The organism is Alteromonas sp. 4NS20-0143 (assembly GCF_057542855.1).
Genome location: NZ_BAAJLR010000003.1, coordinates 589069 through 607799 on the forward strand (window position 1 = coordinate 589069; position 18731 = coordinate 607799).

17 protein-coding genes are annotated in these 18731 nt (G+C 44.5%); 6 read left to right on the forward strand and 11 right to left on the reverse strand.

Features of this window, described 5'->3' with window-relative positions:
- Positions 1 to 70: 70 nt before the first annotated feature.
- Positions 71 to 1048 carry a D-2-hydroxyacid dehydrogenase gene (locus AC27HD_RS09755; protein WP_487105384.1) on the forward strand — a complete coding sequence of 326 codons (978 nt, stop codon included), beginning with the start codon at positions 71 to 73 and terminating at the stop codon, positions 1046 to 1048.
- Positions 1049 to 1202: 154 nt separating this feature from the next.
- Here the strand turns inward: AC27HD_RS09755 and erpA are convergent, their stop codons facing one another.
- The 7 genes from erpA to AC27HD_RS09790 all read right to left on the reverse strand — a co-directional run bounded on the left by erpA (position 1203) and on the right by AC27HD_RS09790 (position 9839).
- Positions 1203 to 1547 carry an iron-sulfur cluster insertion protein ErpA gene (gene erpA / locus AC27HD_RS09760; protein ID WP_032097358.1) on the reverse strand — a complete coding sequence of 115 codons (345 nt, stop codon included), beginning with the start codon at positions 1545 to 1547 and terminating at the stop codon, positions 1203 to 1205.
- 90 nt (positions 1548 to 1637) lie between these two features.
- A complete protein-coding gene (locus AC27HD_RS09765; protein WP_487105385.1) occupies positions 1638 to 3599 on the reverse strand; it encodes a sensor histidine kinase in 1962 nt (653 codons plus the stop codon).
- A gap of 2 nt (positions 3600 to 3601) precedes the next feature.
- Complete coding sequence (locus AC27HD_RS09770) at positions 3602 to 5857, reverse strand: EAL domain-containing response regulator (protein ID WP_487105387.1); 2256 nt, start codon at positions 5855 to 5857, stop codon at positions 3602 to 3604.
- 383 nt (positions 5858 to 6240) lie between these two features.
- Positions 6241 to 6492, reverse strand: a complete 252-nt coding sequence (gene minE, locus AC27HD_RS09775) for a cell division topological specificity factor MinE (protein WP_032097356.1) — start codon at positions 6490 to 6492, stop codon at positions 6241 to 6243.
- Complete coding sequence (gene minD / locus AC27HD_RS09780) at positions 6492 to 7301, reverse strand: septum site-determining protein MinD (protein WP_032097355.1); 810 nt, start codon at positions 7299 to 7301, stop codon at positions 6492 to 6494. The genes minE and minD overlap by 1 nt, the downstream gene beginning before the upstream one ends.
- Before the next feature lie 31 nt (positions 7302 to 7332).
- Entirely contained in the window at positions 7333 to 8103 is a 771-nt protein-coding gene (minC, locus tag AC27HD_RS09785; RefSeq protein WP_487105389.1) for a septum site-determining protein MinC, read from the reverse strand.
- A gap of 320 nt (positions 8104 to 8423) precedes the next feature.
- Positions 8424 to 9839: a class II fumarate hydratase gene (locus AC27HD_RS09790; RefSeq protein ID WP_487105391.1), complete on the reverse strand. Its 1416-nt coding sequence runs from the start codon at positions 9837 to 9839 to the stop codon at positions 8424 to 8426.
- A 322-nt stretch (positions 9840 to 10161) separates the two neighbouring features.
- Between AC27HD_RS09790 and azu the strand changes: the two genes are divergently transcribed.
- Positions 10162 to 10638, forward strand: coding sequence for an azurin (gene azu, locus AC27HD_RS09795; RefSeq protein ID WP_487105393.1), 477 nt, complete (start codon positions 10162 to 10164; stop codon positions 10636 to 10638).
- Positions 10639 to 10859: 221 nt separating this feature from the next.
- Here azu and AC27HD_RS09800 read toward each other — a convergent pair whose 3' ends face one another.
- Positions 10860 to 11600: a DUF6776 family protein gene (locus AC27HD_RS09800; RefSeq protein WP_487105395.1), complete on the reverse strand. Its 741-nt coding sequence runs from the start codon at positions 11598 to 11600 to the stop codon at positions 10860 to 10862.
- Between the two features lie 119 nt (positions 11601 to 11719).
- On the opposite strand from AC27HD_RS09800, the gene AC27HD_RS09805 reads away from it, so the two are divergent.
- The 3 genes from AC27HD_RS09805 to AC27HD_RS09815 all read left to right on the forward strand — a co-directional run bounded on the left by AC27HD_RS09805 (position 11720) and on the right by AC27HD_RS09815 (position 14284).
- Positions 11720 to 13396 carry a chloride channel protein gene (locus tag AC27HD_RS09805; protein WP_032097351.1) on the forward strand — a complete coding sequence of 559 codons (1677 nt, stop codon included), beginning with the start codon at positions 11720 to 11722 and terminating at the stop codon, positions 13394 to 13396.
- A gap of 1 nt (position 13397) precedes the next feature.
- Positions 13398 to 13826, forward strand: coding sequence for a CopD family protein (locus tag AC27HD_RS09810; RefSeq protein WP_487105398.1), 429 nt, complete (start codon positions 13398 to 13400; stop codon positions 13824 to 13826).
- Positions 13827 to 14092: 266 nt separating this feature from the next.
- Positions 14093 to 14284, forward strand: a complete 192-nt coding sequence (locus AC27HD_RS09815; RefSeq protein WP_487105400.1) for a hypothetical protein — start codon at positions 14093 to 14095, stop codon at positions 14282 to 14284.
- Between the two features lie 22 nt (positions 14285 to 14306).
- Here AC27HD_RS09815 and AC27HD_RS09820 read toward each other — a convergent pair whose 3' ends face one another.
- The gene (locus AC27HD_RS09820) at positions 14307 to 15005 is read right to left on the reverse strand and encodes a UPF0149 family protein (protein WP_487105402.1); all 699 of its coding nucleotides are present in this window, start codon (positions 15003 to 15005) and stop codon (positions 14307 to 14309) included.
- A 220-nt stretch (positions 15006 to 15225) separates the two neighbouring features.
- Between AC27HD_RS09820 and AC27HD_RS09825 the strand changes: the two genes are divergently transcribed.
- Positions 15226 to 16422, forward strand: coding sequence for an Nramp family divalent metal transporter (locus AC27HD_RS09825; RefSeq protein WP_487105404.1), 1197 nt, complete (start codon positions 15226 to 15228; stop codon positions 16420 to 16422).
- Positions 16423 to 16656: 234 nt separating this feature from the next.
- On the opposite strand, the gene AC27HD_RS09830 is transcribed toward AC27HD_RS09825, so the two are convergent.
- Both AC27HD_RS09830 and AC27HD_RS09835 read right to left on the reverse strand, forming a co-directional pair.
- Positions 16657 to 17808 (reverse strand): MalY/PatB family protein, encoded by a 1152-nt coding sequence (locus tag AC27HD_RS09830; protein ID WP_487105406.1) that lies wholly within the window; start codon positions 17806 to 17808, stop codon positions 16657 to 16659.
- A 334-nt stretch (positions 17809 to 18142) separates the two neighbouring features.
- Positions 18143 to 18520, reverse strand: a complete 378-nt coding sequence (locus AC27HD_RS09835; RefSeq protein WP_487105408.1) for a response regulator — start codon at positions 18518 to 18520, stop codon at positions 18143 to 18145.
- Positions 18521 to 18731: the final 211 nt, after the last annotated feature.

An 18731-nucleotide genomic window follows, 5' to 3' on the forward strand; every position in this document is an offset into this window, starting at 1 on the left:
GAGAACAAACAGGCGTGCGATAGATGAACATGCACTAGGAAAGAAAAGTTTACTTAAGAGTAAAATCTGAATGAATGAAAGCGCTCAAAAACCATTAAAAGTCGTCATTTTAAGCAACGAGGCAGAGCAAATTGCCGACGCTATTCGTGCAAAAGCGGCACTATTACCCGATACTTTTCAGAACATTGATATAAGCATCGCCACTGAGAACACCGAAGTTATCGACTGCGTTCACACCGAAGTGCTGCTTGCAGATCCCAATCTAGCGGCAAGGGTTATTCCGCGCTGCCAGCATTTGAAATGGTGCCAATCTACCTGGGCTGGCAATGCTCCGCTTCTCAACCTTGAAAAAACTGACTATGAATTAACGGGGCTAAAAGGCGTATTTGGAGAATTAATGCGTGAGTATGTGTTTGCCTACTTACTAGAGTTTGCGCGAAACATACCCGCATTTGCCGCGAATCAAAACGCTGAGCCACCGGTGTGGCGCGCCGAGACGCGCTTTCCACTTAACGGGTTAACACTGGGTATTATTGGTTTAGGTAATATTGGTCGTGCGCTTATTCCTGTAGCGCATAGTTTTGGAATGAAAGTGATTGGCGTGTCGAGAAGCGCTAAGCCAGTGAAAGGTGCAGACGCCATATATATGCCTTCGCAAATTACCCAATTTGCCGAGAATGTCGATCACGTTGTTAATCTTATGCCTGACACCTCGCACACCCAGCAGCTTCTCTCTAAAGGCTTCTTTGATCATTTAAAGCCCCATTCTATTTTGATAAACGCAGGGCGAGGAAGCGCTATAGACGATGACGCATTAATTAATGCGTTAGACGAAAGCCGGCTGGCTCACGCTGTTTTAGATGTTTTTGACCATGAACCATTGCCAGCTACTCACCCATTTTGGCATCACCCAAAAATAACGGTAACTGCGCACACCGCGGCAGAGTCTCAACCTGAAGATGTGGCACAGGTTTTTTTAGACAATGCCGAGCGCTACCTCAACCATCAACCGCTACGCTATAAACTCGACTTTACGAAGGGCTATTAGAGGTGCCAGCGGCTTTACAGTGAAGCTAAGTCTGAGATAAGAAGCGCTAGAGCGAGAAAAAGGGAAAAAATGAAAAGTGATGAGGAAATAAAATAGGCAGATATAAAATGAAAGAAACTATATCTGCCCGTTATTGGGTTTAAGATGGGCGACCTTATACGCTGAAGCTAGCACCGCAACCGCAAGTGGTGGTCGCATTGGGGTTTTGAACTAAAAATCGAGAGCCTTCCAAGCCATCAACATAATCGACAACACCGCCTACTAAATACTGTAAGCTCATTGGGTCAACAACCAATGTTACGCTGTCTTTCTCAATGGTCATATCGCCTTCATTGACTTTCTCATCGAAAGTGAAACCATACTGAAAACCTGAGCAACCGCCACCAGTAACGTAAACACGCAACTTAAGCTCTGTGTTCTCTTCTTCGGTAACCAGCGCTTTCACTTTGTGTGCCGCCGCATCAGAAAACTCTATTGGCAACGCCGTTTCGACTGACATATTTACCCCTAACGTTAATTACTTTTCATGCATTTTACTATGCCTTAGTATCTAATACATCAGTATTTACGGCAAATAACGTGAGTTTAATCATGCTTTTTCGTCGTTCACCTCAAGTACAATTGGCATTGTAATAGTAAACGTGGTTTCCCCTTCTCGTGAATCCACGTCTATTTTTCCCTGCAACATGCCTGTTACCCATTGATATATTAAGTGTAAGCCAAGGCCAGTATTTCCCGATGCCCTAGCGGAGGTAACAAATGGGTCGAACATATTAGGCCTTATGTCTTCAGAAATACCTACACCATTGTCTTTGTGTATAATAATGACGTTATCACCTTCGCGATGAAACGCTAACACAATGGTATTGTTTTGTTGATTTTGAAATGCGTGCTCGATGCTATTTACGACAAGGTTTTGGAGTACCTGTGAGAGCACGCCGGAGTAGCTTGTCAGCATTATGTCAGAGTCAGCATCGAGCAAAACCTCTACTTTCTTTCCTTTCAATAAGGGCTTTATAGAAAGGCTGAGGTCAGTAATTAATTTTTCCAGTGAAAACTGCACAATGTCTTCACTTCCTCTGTCTACCGATACCCGCTTAAAGCGTTTAATCAAATCGGCACTGCGATTTAAATTAGACAGGGCTAATTCACAGGCTTCTTTATTATGCTTTATTAGGCCGTGTAGCTTTTCTAACGTCAGCTTATCTGGAATTAAACTTTCCAGCTCATCAACTCGTCGTTGAATACTGCTTACCATCATGAGCGCTCCGCCTATTGGCGTGTTCAATTCGTGAGCCATGCCAGACACCAACATCCCTAGCGATGCCATTTTTTCAGACTCTAGCAGTTCGTCTTGCAGTATCGTTTGCTCTTCCAGCGCTTTTGAAAGTGCCAGCTTCTCTTCTTCTAACCGATGAGCCAGTAATCCGAGCTGCATTTCCCGGAACTTATCTCTTAGCAAAAAGAAAATAGACACACTGGCTGATAGCACAGATAGAAAAATAGCGAGAGCAAGGGAGTTATAAAAGGCTTGCTCATAGAAATCGCGGTTTGTACGAGCAAAAAATATCAAAGACTCGTCTGAAAACTTATCTTTCGTGCCATGAGTTATTCTTCGGGCGCTATATATATCATCATTACTCCCTTTCACAAGGGAAACGGAGAGCTCGTTATCAAGGGCGCCCCAAAGCACCGGAGCGCTATCCATTGCAAGGCTCCCAGTTTCTAGCTCAACTCCCCACTCCATAGATTTATCGGTATGAAGCAACCAACTACCACTATCTTTTGAAATTAAAAGGTGGTGCTGAGTTGAGCTTAGCGCTCTAAGCTCTTTTAACATATCTGCTAGCTGAAAATTAACTACAAATAAACCTTCACCGTTGGGATGATCTTTAAAATTAATAATGCTTCTAACAGTAGGAACGTAAGGCACTTCAATTTGCCCACGCTCCACGTTCAGGTCGATATCGGATAAAGACACATCGTTAGGGAGTGAGTTAAAGGCATCTTTTACAAAATATCGGGCGCCTTTATTTTGCAGTTGATTGCTAGGAACGATGCTTGCGACACCCTCTTTAAAGTTTATTCTCAACGTCTCATCGCCCGTCCTATCAATCCACCTAATTTGGGAAATTGAGGGAAGAGAAAGCCCTATTGTAGCAAGCGCGTTTGCTGCGGCTACACTATTTGCACCGTGCAAAGCACCTTCTTTTTCATGAGGAGCTTCTGTTTCATGAGGGGCTTCTGTTTCAAGAGGAGCTTCTGTTTCATGAGGGGTTTCTGTTTCATGAGGAGCTTCTCTTGAAAGAGCGTATTCGAAATGGGAGTTTAAAAGTCTAGTGCTGTTTTCTATATCTCCCACACGAGCATTAAAAACTTGATTAGCTTGGCTAAGCAACACATTGTGAGCGGCATTAATCTCAACATACTCTCTGTCTTGCATGTAAAGAAATATCGCCCCCCCAATAGACATTGAAGCAAAAACACTCAGCGCAATCGCTACCATTGCGCTAGGTTGCTTTAGAATAAGAGCAAGTGTTTTGAGCTGCACGTCTATGCGGTCTTTTTACACAATGCTTCGAAATCTTCAATGGCCATAGGTTTGGCAAACAAGTAGCCTTGGGCAAACTCATAACCGCCCTCAATCAGCTTATCTTTTTGCTCTTCAGTTTCTACGCCTTCTGCAATAATGTTAAAGTTAAATCGCTTAGCTAAACGAAACACCATTTCACAAACGGCAAGGCCTGCCTCAGCACACTTTTCATCTGATAGCTTTGTGACAAAGCTTCTGTCCACCTTAAGTGTAGACACTGCTAAATCAGCAATATGCGCTAAAGAGGAATAGCCTGTACCAAAATCATCCACGCTCACCTTTATTCCCATGGACAATAGCTGTTTGAGTACGGGATTCACTTCTTCATAGTCTTCCATAGCCTGACTTTCTGTAATTTCGACTTCAAGTAAGGAAGGGTCTATTCCAGAACTGCTTAACAAGCTAACGAGGTTCTCAATAAAATTCGTTGTAGTAATGTCGCTACAAGTTACGTTAAATGAGATGGGTATATTGATACCTTTGTTACAAAGCCGCTTTATAGCCTCTACTGTTTTTTTCATCACAATTGAGTCTATTTTATTCATCACACCCGATGCTTCCGCAATGGGAATGAAAAGCCCAGGCGGCACCACAGTGCCATCTGGTTTTGTCCATCTTAGCAAGGCCTCGGCGCCTACAATATCCCCCGACTGCATATTCACCTTAGGCTGCAATGCAATTTGAAAAGCGTCTTCCGTACGTAATGCGTGATATAAATCTTGCAACATAATATGTCGCTCGGCCACAGTATCGGTAAAACTCGGGGAAAACTGCACTACTGACTTTCCGCATTCTCTGCCATCAACCAGCGCCATTTCGACGATAGTGATCATATCCGAGGCCTCATAACGCATTAGGCTTTGTAGGTCGGCAATACACACTGTTGATATGATTGTGTGGCTAATTTCATCCACAACAACAGACTGTTCTGTGAACGCTTCCAATTCATCAACGGATGGAGTGTTAAGCCTTGAAAATAACACTGCAAGCTGGTTGTGCTCAATTCTACAAATTGCTTTCGCATGTTTGTAGTTTGCCTTAATACTCTGATACAGCGCTCTTATCATCAGCTCTGTATGGCCATAACCCAACATCACCGTTGCTTCCGGAAAGTTGGAAATATTGATAATAACCATATCCATATTTGCAAGCATGAAATCGTTGGCTTGTTTTAATTCTCTGATAAGCCAATTTCTATTCGGTATATTGAGCTCTGAGTCGTAATAAGCGAGCCTTGATAGCTTGTTTAACAGCGCCAAATTCGTAAAACCAGTTTTCACATTTTCACAAAATACCCTTAACAGGGCGATATGCTGTTCATCTAGCGGATTCGTCGACTCCACCAGCATTAAGTAGCTTCGTCTATCCAAATCCTTTGTTGAGAAATAAAGCACTGAAAGGCCTTGACTAAAAGCATGCCGCTTCTCGTTTTGCGCTATTTTTATTAACTCGATGGCTTTACTTGATGGAATGGGGTGCTTATTGTGAGACAGAACGTCATTGAGTGTTGCTAGACCGTCGAAGAAATAAGACCCAGTTGCCGCCACTATTTCGGTACTTTCTATAGGGTGGTCATCAGATGATATTACACAGGCTAACCCGCCGTTATTTGGCACGCCTGCAATTTTACCAATCTCCTGTAACACCGTCTTTGAAAATTCTTCAACATCGAGTTTTGAGGTAATGACGCGTGATGCGTCAACAATCATCTGCAGGCCGCGTTTGGCTTTATTTAGCTCTGACAGCGAATGCCACGTGCGTATGTTACTAATTACTACTGAGCGCAGCTTTTCTTCGGTGAGGTCGGTCTTCGTCCAGTAATCATCAATATCATATTGCTTCATAAGAGACTGACGTGGGGCATTTACACCCGGCTGCCCTGTCACTAAAACTATTCTGACATTATCGTCGCCAATAACATTTCGAATAGTGTCGACAACGCGCAGGCCTGCGTCGTCACTTTCCATTACCACGTCCAACAGAATAACACTTATATCGCCGACGGTAGATAACACCGCAGCCGCTTCAACCGCAGAGTTAGCCCTTAGTACCTCGATGCCTTTTCCATCAACTTCTAACCCATCTAAGCTAAGCTCGATAGATTTCTGATAATTAATATCATCTTCAACGCTTAATACCGTCCACTTTTCCTGTGATGTAGTGAAAGCGCTTCCTTCTACTTTCCCGTCGAAATTAATTATACTTCTCAATGACATCGCCTCTGTAATTCCTTTGTTTCGCATTCCTATATAAAAAGTAGCTCAGCTCTAAATAAAAACCCACACTTAGAGCCACTTTTTAGCATTAAACTTTAGTATAATCACCTATCAGTAACTCTGATTACACCACATTGAGTTTTACCCCTACCATCTTTGGATCGCTTGATGGGTCTAGGCTAACGTAAAAGGATACGGTTCGTCGGCTTACTGTGAAACACAACGCGTGGACCGTTAGAGTGAAAAAGGTAATAACGTTTAGGAAAGCAAAGGGCCTCAAAAGAGGCCCTATCAATTAGTATGGGGTCTGCAACGAGCAGTGAGCTTGTAAAAAGAGCCTCTGTATAAAGAGGCTCTTTGTAAAGAGGCAGAGTCTCTTATGACTATTCTGGCAAGGTGACGTTTAGCTCTAACACACTGCAGTCATCGTTGTTATCTAGCTGAACAGACACTTGGTCGTCCGCTATTGCCACGTATTTGCGAATAACTTGGATAATCTCTTGCTGCATCATCGGCAAGTAGTCTGGTTCAGTGCGTTTTCTGCGCTCATGAGCAACAATAATCTGCAATCGCTCTTTTGCCACCGCCGCTGTGCTTGGCTTTTGCTTCTTTTTTAGTAAATCGAAAATGCCCATTACTTACCTCCTAGTAGACGCTTGAAGAATCCTTTTTTCTCAGCATCAAGGAAACGGTGTTCAACGGTTTCGCCAAGCAGGCGTTTTACGGCGTCGGTATAGGCTTGCCCTGCATTGGCCTCTTCATCAAGAATAACAGGCTGGCCTTGGTTAGATGCTTTAAGCACAGACTCTGACTCTGGTATTACACCAAGTAGCGGAATAGCTAAGATTTCCTCTACATCTGCAACGCTAAGCATTTCTGCCGTTGCTACACGAGCCGGGTTATAGCGGGTAAGCAGTAAATGTTCTTTTACTGCTTTGCCTTGTTCTGCGCGCATCGATTTGCTTTGTAAAATACCAAGAATACGGTCTGAGTCTCGTACTGACGACACCTCAGGGTTTGTCACTACAATTGCTTCATCGGCAAAATAGAGCGCCATCTGTGCACCTTGCTCAATACCTGCTGGTGAGTCACAGATGATAAAATCGAAGCTTTCTTTCAGTTCGTCCAATACCGCTTGCACGCCTTCAATAGTAAGCGCGTCCTTGTCTCTGGTTTGCGAGGCAGGCAGTATAAATAGATTGCTGGTGCGCTTATCTTTAATAAGAGCCTGTTTAAGCGACGCCTCTTTATTGATAACGTTAACGAAGTCATATACAACGCGACGCTCACACCCCATGATAAGGTCGAGGTTTCTCAAGCCTACATCGAAGTCGATAACCACGGTTTTGTGACCTGCCAATGCCAAACCTGTGCTAATTGCTGCACTTGACGTGGTTTTACCCACACCACCTTTGCCCGATGTTACTACTATAATCTTAGCCATTTACTGTTTTCCTTTGTACGCGCACAAACCGTTAAACCAACGCCTCTATGCGTAATGTATCTTCTTCTAAATATATTTGAGCAGGTTTTTTCCAACACTCACCTTTCACGGTGTCGTGCATAATAAACTGCCCTGCAATTGAAACGAGTTCTGCATCAAGAGACTGGCAAAAAACCCGTGCGCTACTATTTCCTTTTACACCCGCAAGCGCCCTGCCTCGCAGCGTACCGTAAACGTGAATGTTACCATCGGCCAATAGCTCTGCCCCCTCACTGACTGACGCTGTCACTACCAAATCGCTGCCTTCGGCATAAACTTGCTGACCTGAGCGCACTGGGCGCATAATGACTTTTGCCGGTTTTAGGGCAGCGGCAACAGGCGTTGGCTCGGGCTCCGGCGCTTGGTAATTAACTTTTGAATGTGAATTCTGCTTTTCGCTGTCTGCAGTCTCTTTCTTTGCGGATTCGCCTTTAGGCGCGTTTACTTCGCTGTCACTAAACTTACTTTGACTAACATCAGCAAGCCCAAGGTCGTTGATGACGGCTTTTAGCGCTCCCACCTCACCTTTCACTGCCATTGGCTGCAACTGCAAGCGTCGGCAAAGTGCAATAAGTAGTTCAAACTCCGTTGCAGAGAGTGGCTTCATTAGGTGTATTATCAGCGAGGAACGCGTAAAAAACTGAGGTGCACTGGCGACTTTACTCTCTAATTGCGATGTAAATGCATCTGGATCAAAGTCGATTACTTCCAGTACTATGCTGGTAAGCGTAGTACCCTTCATGCGAAAGCACGTTGCTGTCATTTAATTTTCCCGAAAGACTTATAGGACGCTGGCTGTAAAGGCCGTAAAACGCTGCGTCACACTTGTTTGTTAACTGTATCAAAAATCCCCTTTACAGCAACTATAAAGCGAACATCATTCCCATAAACGTCTACTTAATAGGCAATAAATGCAAATAAAAACGAAAGGCTGAGCAATTGTATCGAAAGGCAGGCTTCAATAAATATAATCGATAAGCAAAGCCTTATAGAAAATAGTGATAGAAGCCTTTGCAAAAACGATTATAAAGGCCGTAATTTACTAGACTGCGAGTAAACCGATAGCCCCACATATCAACTATTTTACTCACGGTTTGACGTTAGCTTTTTAGGGTCGAGCAATGCAGTCAGCTCGTCTTTCGGTATATCCGTCATCGCTTCTGCCACCTCTAAAATAGGCTTATTTTCTTTGTAGGCCACCTTGGCTATTTCGGCCGCTTTGGCATAACCAATCACAGGGTTTAACGCGGTCACTAACACCGGGTTTCGGTAAAGCACTTCTTCTAAAGCCTCTTTGTTAACAGAAAATGTTTTAATTGCCTTTTCGCCAATAAGCGAGACGCTGTTCGTCATTAAGGTGATAGAGGAAAGTAAGTTACTCGCTATCATCGGCAGCATAACATTGAGCTCGAAATTGCCAGACTGACCGCCAACGGTTATTGCCCCATCGTTACCAATAACCTGCGCACTGGCCATGGCAACGGCTTCTGGTATAACCGGGTTGACTTTTCCCGGCATAATTGAAGAGCCTGGTTGTAATGCTTCTAGCGCTATTTCACCTAAACCGGCAAGGGGCCCTGAATTCATCCAGCGTAAATCATTGGAAATTTTCATCATGGTGACGGCAAGAGATTTTACCGCGCCTGACAAACTAACCGCGGTATCTTGAGAGCCAATAACAGCAAAGAAATTTTCTGCCGGGGCAAATTTTAGCTCTGTTAACTCGCTGATGGTATCTGCAAATGTAGCAGCGAAATCTGGGTGGGCGTTGATACCTGTACCTACGGCGGTGCCGCCTTGGGCAAGAGATTGAATTGCAAGCTGATGCGAGGACAGTGTACTTACCTGCTGTTTAAGTTGCGCCGACCATGACAACAAACTTTGATCCATTCTTATTGGCATGGCATCCATTAAGTGTGTACGACCTGTTTTGCAGTACTGGGATACCGACTCCGCTTTTTCTTCTATTTGCGCGATCAGGGTTTCAACAGCGGGAATGAGACCCTTTGATAACGCTAATGCCGCACTGACATGAATAGTGGTGGGTATAACATCATTCGAACTTTGACCATAATTGACATGATCATTTGGGTGAATAGTCTCGTTAGGGTGAATAGCCTCGTTTGAGCTAATAGTCTCTTTCAAATAGCGATTCGCCACAGTGGCTATCACTTCGTTGGCGTTCATGTTTGAACTGGTTCCCGAACCCGTTTGAAAAACATCAACCGGGAAATGCGCCATGACATCATCGCTATTAAGTAGCTCATCACAGGCACTTACAATTGCCTTCCCTCTTGATTCGCCGAGGGCTTCAAGCTTCATATTGGCTAGCGCGGCTGCTTTTTTTACGGTGATGAGTGCGCGGATAAAAGGTTCGGGTAACCGCTGACCGCTAACTGGAAAATTATTAATAGCACGCTGTGTTTGCGCGCCATACAAAGCATCATGGGGTACGTTTAATTCGCCCATACTATCTTTTTCCACTCGTGTCTTAGTCATAGCATTTATCCTTTTTGCAATTCAAACATCTCGTTAAATAATTGGGGTTAAACAAGTAGGGTTAAATAAGAAAGGCTAAATCTGTGCGTTAAAAAAACGCATTACATCTAGGTATATTTGCCCCCACTTTTAACCTTACAAGTTTGTAATGTTATTTGACGGTTTTGATCACTTTATCTTTGAAACAACTCTATAACAAAGCCAACAAGAAATTAATGATAACTATTATCAATAAGGTGATCTCTCATTAAGTCACAGCGTAAAAAAGGTAATAAAATTAATAGGCTGGCGTTTGCCGCCTTATGTAGTAAAAAAGGAAAATGTGATGAGAAAATTATTGTTCAGTACAGCACTATCGTTTCCATTGGCTATTGCAGCATTATTGACAGCAACTAACGCGGCGGCTGCCGACGAATGCGCCATAACTGTTGAAAGTAATGATGCAATGAAATTCAACACAGCTAATGTGGTCATTCCTGCAGCCTGTGACGACTTTACCGTCACGTTAAAGCACACGGGACAGTTGCCTAAGCAAGCCATGGGGCACAACTGGGTAATGACGACGAAAGCAGACGGCCAAGCAGTCGCTACTGACGGCATGAGTGCTGGCCTAGCGAATAATTACTTGAAGCCAAATGATGCAAGGGTGATTGGCGCTACAGATGTCATTGGTGGTGGCGAAGAAGCAACAGCAACTTTCTCAGTAAAGGGGCTAGATGCTAACGAAGAATACATGTTCTTCTGCTCTTTCCCAGGCCATATTGGCATTATGAAAGGTACTGTGACGGTTCAAGCGTAGCATAGTAGAGGTGTAAGCGTAGCGTAGTAGAGGTGTAAGCGTAGCGTAGTAGAGGTGTAAGCGTAGCGTAGTAGAGGTGTAAGCGTAGCGTAGTAGAGGTGTAAGCGTAGCGCAGTAAAGGTGTAAGCGTAGCGTAGTAAATGTATTAACCCAGCACAGTAAAAGCGATAACCTAGCGCTGGAAAACCTAAAAGCCAGTTCGCCCCACGCGGCTGGCTTTATTAAAGCGTGCTAACTGGGCTTTGTGAAAGACCATTCTTGCGAACATCTGTTTCGATGTCGTTCCAAAGCAGCACCCGCTCATAATTACCTTTGTTCGTTTTATACCGATACACGGTGGTGGAGAGCGAAAGGGATTCGGGCTCAAAGGCTTTTGGGAGCGAGAAGTCTACGCTGACTGCTTGGAAGTAGCGGAAGCGAAACGTAATGTCATTGCCAATAAAGTTATCATCGTTTGATTTATACGCCACGGCTTTTCCCCTCAGTTCCCCTTTTATGCTCAGCTTAAGCGAGCCGTTAATGACAGATTTCTGCTGAGTAGGCTGCAGCAATACCATGCGCAATTGATAGTTATTATCGCCAAGTGAAAATAGTTCGATATCGTCGGCAACGAATATGCTGTCGGACTTCTCTGGCGCAACTACCCTCTCGTAAAAAGTCAGTAGCTGCTGCTGCTCTTCAAGCTGCTGCTTAATCTCGACAAGTGTTTTTGTCAAAGACTCATTTTCAAGTTGCGTGAGTTCCATTTCTACATCTAACTGATTCACACGCGTGGTCAGCTTATTATTGTCAGTGGACAGGATGGCGATAGTTTCTTTTTGCGCTTTCACAATTAACCCATCGCCTTTGTCTATATAACGCGCTAACTGAAAGCCGAAGCCAAGCATTATCAGCATTAGAAACGCGACTAACAAAGCGAATTTGTGGTTGCCAAGAAGAGTTTTGAGTTGGTCTGTTGTCATGGTTGGCTGTATGTAAATCTTGTTCAATGCTGATTACTGCTAAGACTGTATTCTTAACATTATGAAATTTAAGTGGTTGTGGTAAGCTTTATAACACAATTACTTTACTGTACCACATCATGCGCTTTCAGGCTTTACGACAGGAAGTGGCTCACCCACGCACATCGGTTCAATTATGCCTCTTGGGCATTGTTGGCGGAACCCTTGCTGCGCTAATCATTATTCTGTTTCGCCTGTGCGTTGAATGGATACGCGAAAGTGGCGTGGCTACGCTAAAATCCTGGCTGGTTCACGATTGGCTAGTGTTACTACTCATGCCGCTTATCAGTGTAGCGATTATTCTTTTCATTGCCTTTTTAACCGGTTTTAAGCATTACCGGCTTGGTATTCCATTCGTTATTCACCGAGTAAAATATTTTTACGGCAACATTCCCTTTCGCACCACAATAAACCAATTTTTTGGTGGTATGCTCGCGCTGGCCGGCGGCTTTGTAGTTGGCAGAGAAGGTCCTTCCGTTCACATGGGAGCGTCTAGCAGCGGCCTATTAGGACAGTGGCTGCGCTTGCCCTACAACAGCGTGAGGATACTTGCCGGCTGTGGTATCGCAGCGGGTATTTCCGCATCATTTAACACCCCTTTTGCCGCCGTTATTTTCGTCATGGAAGTGGTATTAAGAGAGTACAAGATTCACATCTTTGTACCTATTATGCTTGCGGCGGCCTGCGGCTCGGTACTTGCGCGTAGCGTGTTTGGTGAGGTCAATGAACTTTCCTTTCTCTCATTCACCGCGTTTAGTCAGTGGATGTACTTGTACCTAGTGGTATTAGGTATACTACTTGGCATGTTAGCGACCTTGTTCAACCGACAGCTAATGCGGGTGATGACGTGGTTCAGACCGGTGTCTATGGTGTGGCGTTTAATTCTTGCCGCTTGTATCACCGGGACCGTAGGCGCACTACTTCCAGAGGCGTTGGGCGCAAACTTTATTGATGTAGAGCACCTGTTTGACAGTGACCCCGGCACACTCTTGTTAGTGTCGGTGCTGGTGTTTAAAGTCATTCTTGCGGTTTTTGCCATTGGGCTTGGGATCCCAGGCGGTATTATTGGCCCAGTGATGGTCATTGGCATGCTCGCTGGCGCAGTGCTGCTATTGCCGCTGTCATACTTTATCGATGTGCCCGAATTTACCAATAGTTTTGCTCTTTTAGGGATAGCAGGCATGCTAACCGCTGTATTGCATGCACCGTTAGCTGCACTTTCTGCCGTAATGGAGCTGTCTTATAGCCCTCAAATTATACTTCCAGCAATGCTTGTGATTGTGCCGGCATACGTTACCTCAACCCAATTTTTTAAAAATCGGTCTATTTTCATTCTCCAGCTCGACTATCAAAACTTGCCTTACGCCATCTCTTCAATTAGAGAAGCATTAGAGAAAACCGGTGTACTGGCAGCCATGAATACAGACTATAAACTGTTTAACGATGCGCCAGAGAAAGCGCTGACTAATCACTTGGAAAAAGAGCCAACCAAAATAGTGGTTCAGCAGTCAAAATTTGAAATTGATGTTCAGTACAAGCTAGTGCAATACAATGTGAGCTTGGAACACGACGCTACAGCGCTTAGCTATTATCAAATGGAAGGCCTCAGCGCACAGTCGACACTGCATGAAGTGTACGAACATCTTAAAAAATCGCGTTCTGGCGCAGTTTATATTTACGACCAAGACTATAACGATATCATTGGCGTTATTACCTGGAATATTCTCCAAAGCTTTTTACAGAAGGCAAATTACTAGTATGCACATTTTATGGTTTAAGGCGCTTCACATCTTTTTTATGTTGGCGTGGATGGCTGGCCTTTTTTATCTGCCTCGCCTTTTCGTTTATCACGCCACGACGACGTCACAGGTAGTGAAAGACGAATTTAAAGTCATGGAGCGACGCCTTTGGTATTTTGTCACTCCCTTTGCACTGCTTACACTAGCCTTTGGCATTGCGCTTATCGTAAGTTACGGCGGCGCATGGTTTAAAGCGTCAGGTTGGCTGCATGTAAAAATTCTTCTTTTACTTGCCATTTATGGTTATCACTTCTATTTGTTTAAATTGATGAAGCAATTTGCTAGCGATGAAAATACTCACACGCCACGCTTTTATCGCATTTTAAATGAAGCGCCGGTATTAATTATCTTCGCAGTGGTATGCCTTGCTATTTTGAAACCTTTTTAACATCTAACCCTGCATAGGCCCCCCACCCTACACAAGAGAGCAAGGTAAATGGATAAGACAATAAGCGGCGAGAACGATGGGATGAAGAAAGTTCGATTTATTGCAGCGTAATGCGTTCAATTACAGTGTCATACTCAAATTCTGGGTCTATGATAAGGAGGCTGACAGTGACTAGGGCACGTTGCCCTCTTACTACATCACTTGCAGCAATGCCTTAGGAACACGAACTTCACGTTCGTACGTAACGCTAAAATACAGGGAAGACCATGGACGACAGTAATCAACACTTGAAAGAGTTATTGAAGCAAACCGACATTGCATTTAAAGCCCTTATGCGTGAGCCCAACTCGCTATCACTTAATCAGCAGTACGAAGAGGCGAAAATAGCGCTCGATACCTACACCTCAACACTCAAACAAACACTCAGTGACAAATGCCTTCAACAACGACATCGCTAGCTGTCGCTACAAGGGCTGTAACCTAAGACTGATTGTCCGTTGGCTTATTCTCCGTTGACTTACTAAAGGTTTCGAACTGATTGGGCAGAGCGCACGCTAAATCACCGGCAAGGTTGGTGTAGTCTTTAAGTAGTGCAGGTAACTGCTGCATAAGTAAGGGCAAGTTCTCACTAAGTTGAGCGACTTGTTCTGCACGCCTTTGCTGATACGCTAACTCTATGTTCGCCAGCGTTGAAAACATCTTCAAACACCGCGTGAGTCGTGCCTCCGGTGGCTCACTTGAGCCCGTTTCAGCATTGCTCTCCTTTTTTTCTGCTTGTTGCCACGCGTTTTGCCATACTGATTCCACGTTTCTGTGAACGAACAATAAACCGGTTAGCCATTGTGATAGGGCATAGCTTGGCCTTTTGGTATCACCTTTAGACTCAACACCCTCCATACAATAAGGCGGCAATGCAATACGACCTTGACGCATATAGTCTAAATGAGAACGCAAGCCATTCATCAGTGTATCGGCCAAAATATCCACATCGCTGTCTACTAGTCGACTAGAGCCGCTTTGAATAAGCCAGGGCATCCATTGTTCTGGCATCGGAATTTCAGGGCATGCAGCAACGGCAAAGATCATTCCATCCACCTTCTCTACGCAAGGTAACACGCTGCGAAAACTGTCTTGTTCTATTACAGGTTTTATAATTTCTATTGGTAATGACTCATTCACGGCGTCTTCTCATTTTCGTTTGCGTTATGATTTTTGAAACGTTAGGCTGCGCGCCTTTTTTAACACTGATATCAAATAGCGCAGACTGCTTTTTATGTCTAGGGCCAGTCTACCTATTGTCTGTCTAGCTGTTATCATACTGGGGCGTGTTGAGCTTTGCTGCAAAATGCACAGCAAAACTCAACACGCCCTATCAAAACATAACTAAGAGTCGTTGCAAATGGCAAAAGATAAATCAGGATATATCATCGCAGCCGCCTTTATTGGCCCCGGCACTGTTACCACCGCCAGTTTAGCAGGCGCAAACTTTGGTTTTCATCTTGTATGGGCGCTGATTTTTTCTGTTTTCGCAACGATTGTTTTGCAAGATATGGCCGCTCGACTCGGTGTTGCAACTGGTCAAGGCCTTGCCGGTGCTATGAAAGATATGGCCTATAAGCCGTGGCTTAAAACCGTATTTGTTGTGCTTATTGTGAGTGCCATTGGCATAGGAAATGCCGCTTACGAATCTGGAAACTTAACAGGAGCCGCTATTGGTCTTGATGCATTTGTCAGTATTGGTATTGGCCCCTGGGCCAGTATTTTAGGCGCCATTGCCATTATTCTGCTGTACTCTGGTAGCTACCAGTGGATAGAAACCGTGTTGGTCTATTTAGTCTTTATTATGGCCGGGGTATTTTTAATAACCCTACTCGTAGCCAAACCCGACCTTTCGGCTATGTTCAGCCAGTTAACATCACCTAAACTTAATAGCGATGCCATTACTACCGTGCTGGCGTTAATCGGTACAACCATCGTCCCCTACAATTTGTTTTTACACGCTAGTCTTGTTGCTAAATCATCTAAGGGACAAGATAAGCAACAGGCGGTTGTGGCCTGTCGAAGCCAGTCAGCAAGAGCCATAAGCATGGGCGGCCTTATCACGCTTATTGTAATGGCAACCGCCATGATGGCATTTTTCAATCAAGCCGCCACCATGGATGCTAGTAATATGGGTGAACAGTTAAAGCCTGTTCTTGGCGATAAAGCGCAGTGGTTTTTCGCCTTAGGCTTGTTCTCAGCGGGTTTAACAAGCGCGATTACCGCACCGTTAGCTGCGGCCTATGCCGTAACAGGTGCATTAGGCTTAAGCGATGACATGAAAAGCAAAAGCTTCAAAGCGGTGTGGATGGTGATTATTTTGGTTGGAGTAAGTGTGGCCGCTCTTGGTTTTAAACCTTTACCAGCCATATTGTTCGCCCAGGCGACTAACGCGCTGTTACTTCCCGTTATCGCTATTTTTCTACTGGTAGTTATGAATAAAAGTCAGGCTTTGGGCGCGTTTAAGAACTCTTGGAAGAGCAATGCTGCCGGTATTATTGTGGTGAGCACTGTTGTGGGCTTGGGCTGCTATAAATTGATCAACGTTTTTAGCTAGCTTACTTTTTATAAAAGCGCTTTGACCGTAATAAATGGTTTAGCTGCAACTGAGACACAACGGGCGCAGCGATTTATGCCAACGTGATATCAACACAATTTCACGCAACTCAGTATCACCAAAAAAGAAAGCCTTGTCGCTATGACAAGGCTTTCTTCGTTGAACTTATAGCGTGAGGGCTAGTTTAAACGCTCTTTTTAAACGTTCTTCTTAAACGCTCTTTTATATAATCTTTCAAGCGCCCAGACGAGCCAATATATCGTCTAGCATGGCACGACTACAGCCAAAGTTTATTCGAAAATGGTCAGCCTTGTGAAAGTCTATGCCCGGAGATGGACCCACGCCTTTTTGTTCTGCCCACGTTTGCACATTGTCAACGCCAAGCCCACTTGCATCGACCCATGCCAAAAAGGTAGCGTCCGCTTTAAGCATGCTAAGCCCGTCGATATTATTGATAGCCTCAAACACTCTGTCTCGATTGCCACGAAGGTAGTCGAGTTCTTGCTCGTGCCAGTCGTCACATTGTGTGAAAGCTGCTTCAGTGGCGGCTAAACCCATCACATTGACCCATGGGACAATGCCTGCAGCCGCGTTAGTGAATGACTGTCTAAGAGTTCTATTTGGAATGATGGCAAAAGACGTTCCAAGACCTGCAATGTTGAACGTTTTACTTGCCGCCATAAGGGTAACGCTATTGTCAGCGAGTGACGCTTCGCGACCGGCTGGAATATGTTTCTTCCCTTCCTCTAAAATGAGGTCGCAATGAATCTCATCAGAACATAGTTTCACATTGTTCTTACTGCAAATATCAGCAACTCGATCCATTTCCGCTTGCGTTAACACCGTACCTACAGGGTTCATGGGGTTACACAAAATGAAGAGCGTACATTTTGGGTCGGCAGCTTCGCGTTCAAGGGCATCAAAATCGAGTGTGTGACGGGGACTATCACCATCACTTTCTGTGTCGATAACCGTACCAATATCCACCCGCTCTAACCCGTTAAGCTTAGGAGCAGCTAAAAGCGGTGGGTAGTTAGGGGTTTGAATGAGTACTTTGTCACCCGCACTGCAGTATGCTTTGCACGCTGTGTTAAACGCCGGCACCACGCCTGGCGTCCATACCAACCACTCAGGTTCAATATGCCAATCGTGCTTCTCTTTAAGCCAACGTACTACTGCATTAATAGCACTGGTATGTTGTGCAGGAAGCATGTACCCCATGTTGCCATGTGCTACTTGCGCCGAAATAGCATCGAGTATGGGCTGGGCACAAGAAAATTCAGTATCCGCTACCCAAGCCGGAATAATGTCTTTGCCTTTATATTTCTGCCATTTAAATGAATGGGTATCTTTACGAGAAGGAGTATTATCAAATAATGCGCTCACACTACATCCTGTTGCCGAGAAAGTTATGACTTGAGTGTAAATTTTTGCATCATGAGAAACTAGGGCAAACAACAAGTTTCCCTATAACAATTTGTACTTAATTAGGACTAGCTGGAAAGTAATGGAGCGTATCGAGGTCTACTGTAGGTCTTTTGTAGATATGCACTGAACCTATGTATCTCAGATTTCAGTATTTGCATGGGGGCTTTTTTAGCGCTCAGATTTTTTTAGCTAATGGTTTTTTAAACGCTCAGGGCTGTTATTTGGCTCAGGGCTGTCTTCTCGCTCAGGGCTGTTACTTGGCTCATGGCTGTTTTCTCGCTGGGGCTGTTGTCTAGTTTAACGCTGAGGTCACTTTGCTAGACGTTGCCACAAGTTCTTCCATTCTAATTGGTTTAGCGAGGAAGCCAGCGACCTTCAGTTTTACAGCCGCTAACACAAGCGCCTTATTCGGGTCGGCGCTTATCAGCAGAAAAGGAATATCTAACCCTTTCGCACGGCATACCTTTAACAGGCTCAACCCGTCATAATCAGGCATGACCTGGTCGCTTATAACCAGATTAAGGGAATCGGGGGTCTGCTGTAACAGAAAGTCTCGGGCCAATTTGCTTCTGCTAAATGGATAAACCGTCGCATTAAGTTCAGTTTCAAGAGTGACAGTGATTAAATCGAGAGTGATGAGATCATCTTCAATAACAGCGACAGATAGCATTACAAACCTCTCAAAAAATGCCCTTTAGTCAGGCAGTCCATAGCAACAATGGCTTAAAGTGTAGGGTCAAATAGCCAAAATGGCTACTCGCCTTTGGTAGAAGTTTGCCAATTATTTCAGCCACTGCGCTTTTAAACATCGTACTGTCAAACGCCGTGCTTTCAAACATCATGGCTTAAAACGTTATGGTTTTAAGCACCGTGCATTCAAA

Excerpts from the sequence above, each read along its gene's own strand:
- AC27HD_RS09755 (WP_487105384.1), top strand. The coding sequence starts at position 71 with ATGAATGAAAGCGCTCAAAAACCATTAAAAGTCGTCATTTTAAGCAAC.
- erpA (WP_032097358.1), bottom strand. The coding sequence starts at position 1,547 with ATGTCAGTCGAAACGGCGTTGCCAATAGAGTTTTCTGATGCGGCGGCA.
- AC27HD_RS09770 (WP_487105387.1), bottom strand. The coding sequence starts at position 5,857 with ATGTCATTGAGAAGTATAATTAATTTCGACGGGAAAGTAGAAGGAAGC.
- minE (WP_032097356.1), bottom strand. The coding sequence starts at position 6,492 with ATGGGCATTTTCGATTTACTAAAAAAGAAGCAAAAGCCAAGCACAGCG.
- minD (WP_032097355.1), bottom strand. The coding sequence starts at position 7,301 with ATGGCTAAGATTATAGTAGTAACATCGGGCAAAGGTGGTGTGGGTAAA.
- minC (WP_487105389.1), bottom strand. The coding sequence starts at position 8,103 with ATGACAGCAACGTGCTTTCGCATGAAGGGTACTACGCTTACCAGCATA.
- AC27HD_RS09790 (WP_487105391.1), bottom strand. The coding sequence starts at position 9,839 with ATGACTAAGACACGAGTGGAAAAAGATAGTATGGGCGAATTAAACGTA.
- AC27HD_RS09800 (WP_487105395.1), bottom strand. The coding sequence starts at position 11,600 with ATGACAACAGACCAACTCAAAACTCTTCTTGGCAACCACAAATTCGCT.
- AC27HD_RS09805 (WP_032097351.1), top strand. The coding sequence starts at position 11,720 with ATGCGCTTTCAGGCTTTACGACAGGAAGTGGCTCACCCACGCACATCG.
- AC27HD_RS09810 (WP_487105398.1), top strand. The coding sequence starts at position 13,398 with ATGCACATTTTATGGTTTAAGGCGCTTCACATCTTTTTTATGTTGGCG.
- AC27HD_RS09815 (WP_487105400.1), top strand. The coding sequence starts at position 14,093 with ATGGACGACAGTAATCAACACTTGAAAGAGTTATTGAAGCAAACCGAC.
- AC27HD_RS09825 (WP_487105404.1), top strand. The coding sequence starts at position 15,226 with ATGGCAAAAGATAAATCAGGATATATCATCGCAGCCGCCTTTATTGGC.
- AC27HD_RS09835 (WP_487105408.1), bottom strand. The coding sequence starts at position 18,520 with ATGCTATCTGTCGCTGTTATTGAAGATGATCTCATCACTCTCGATTTA.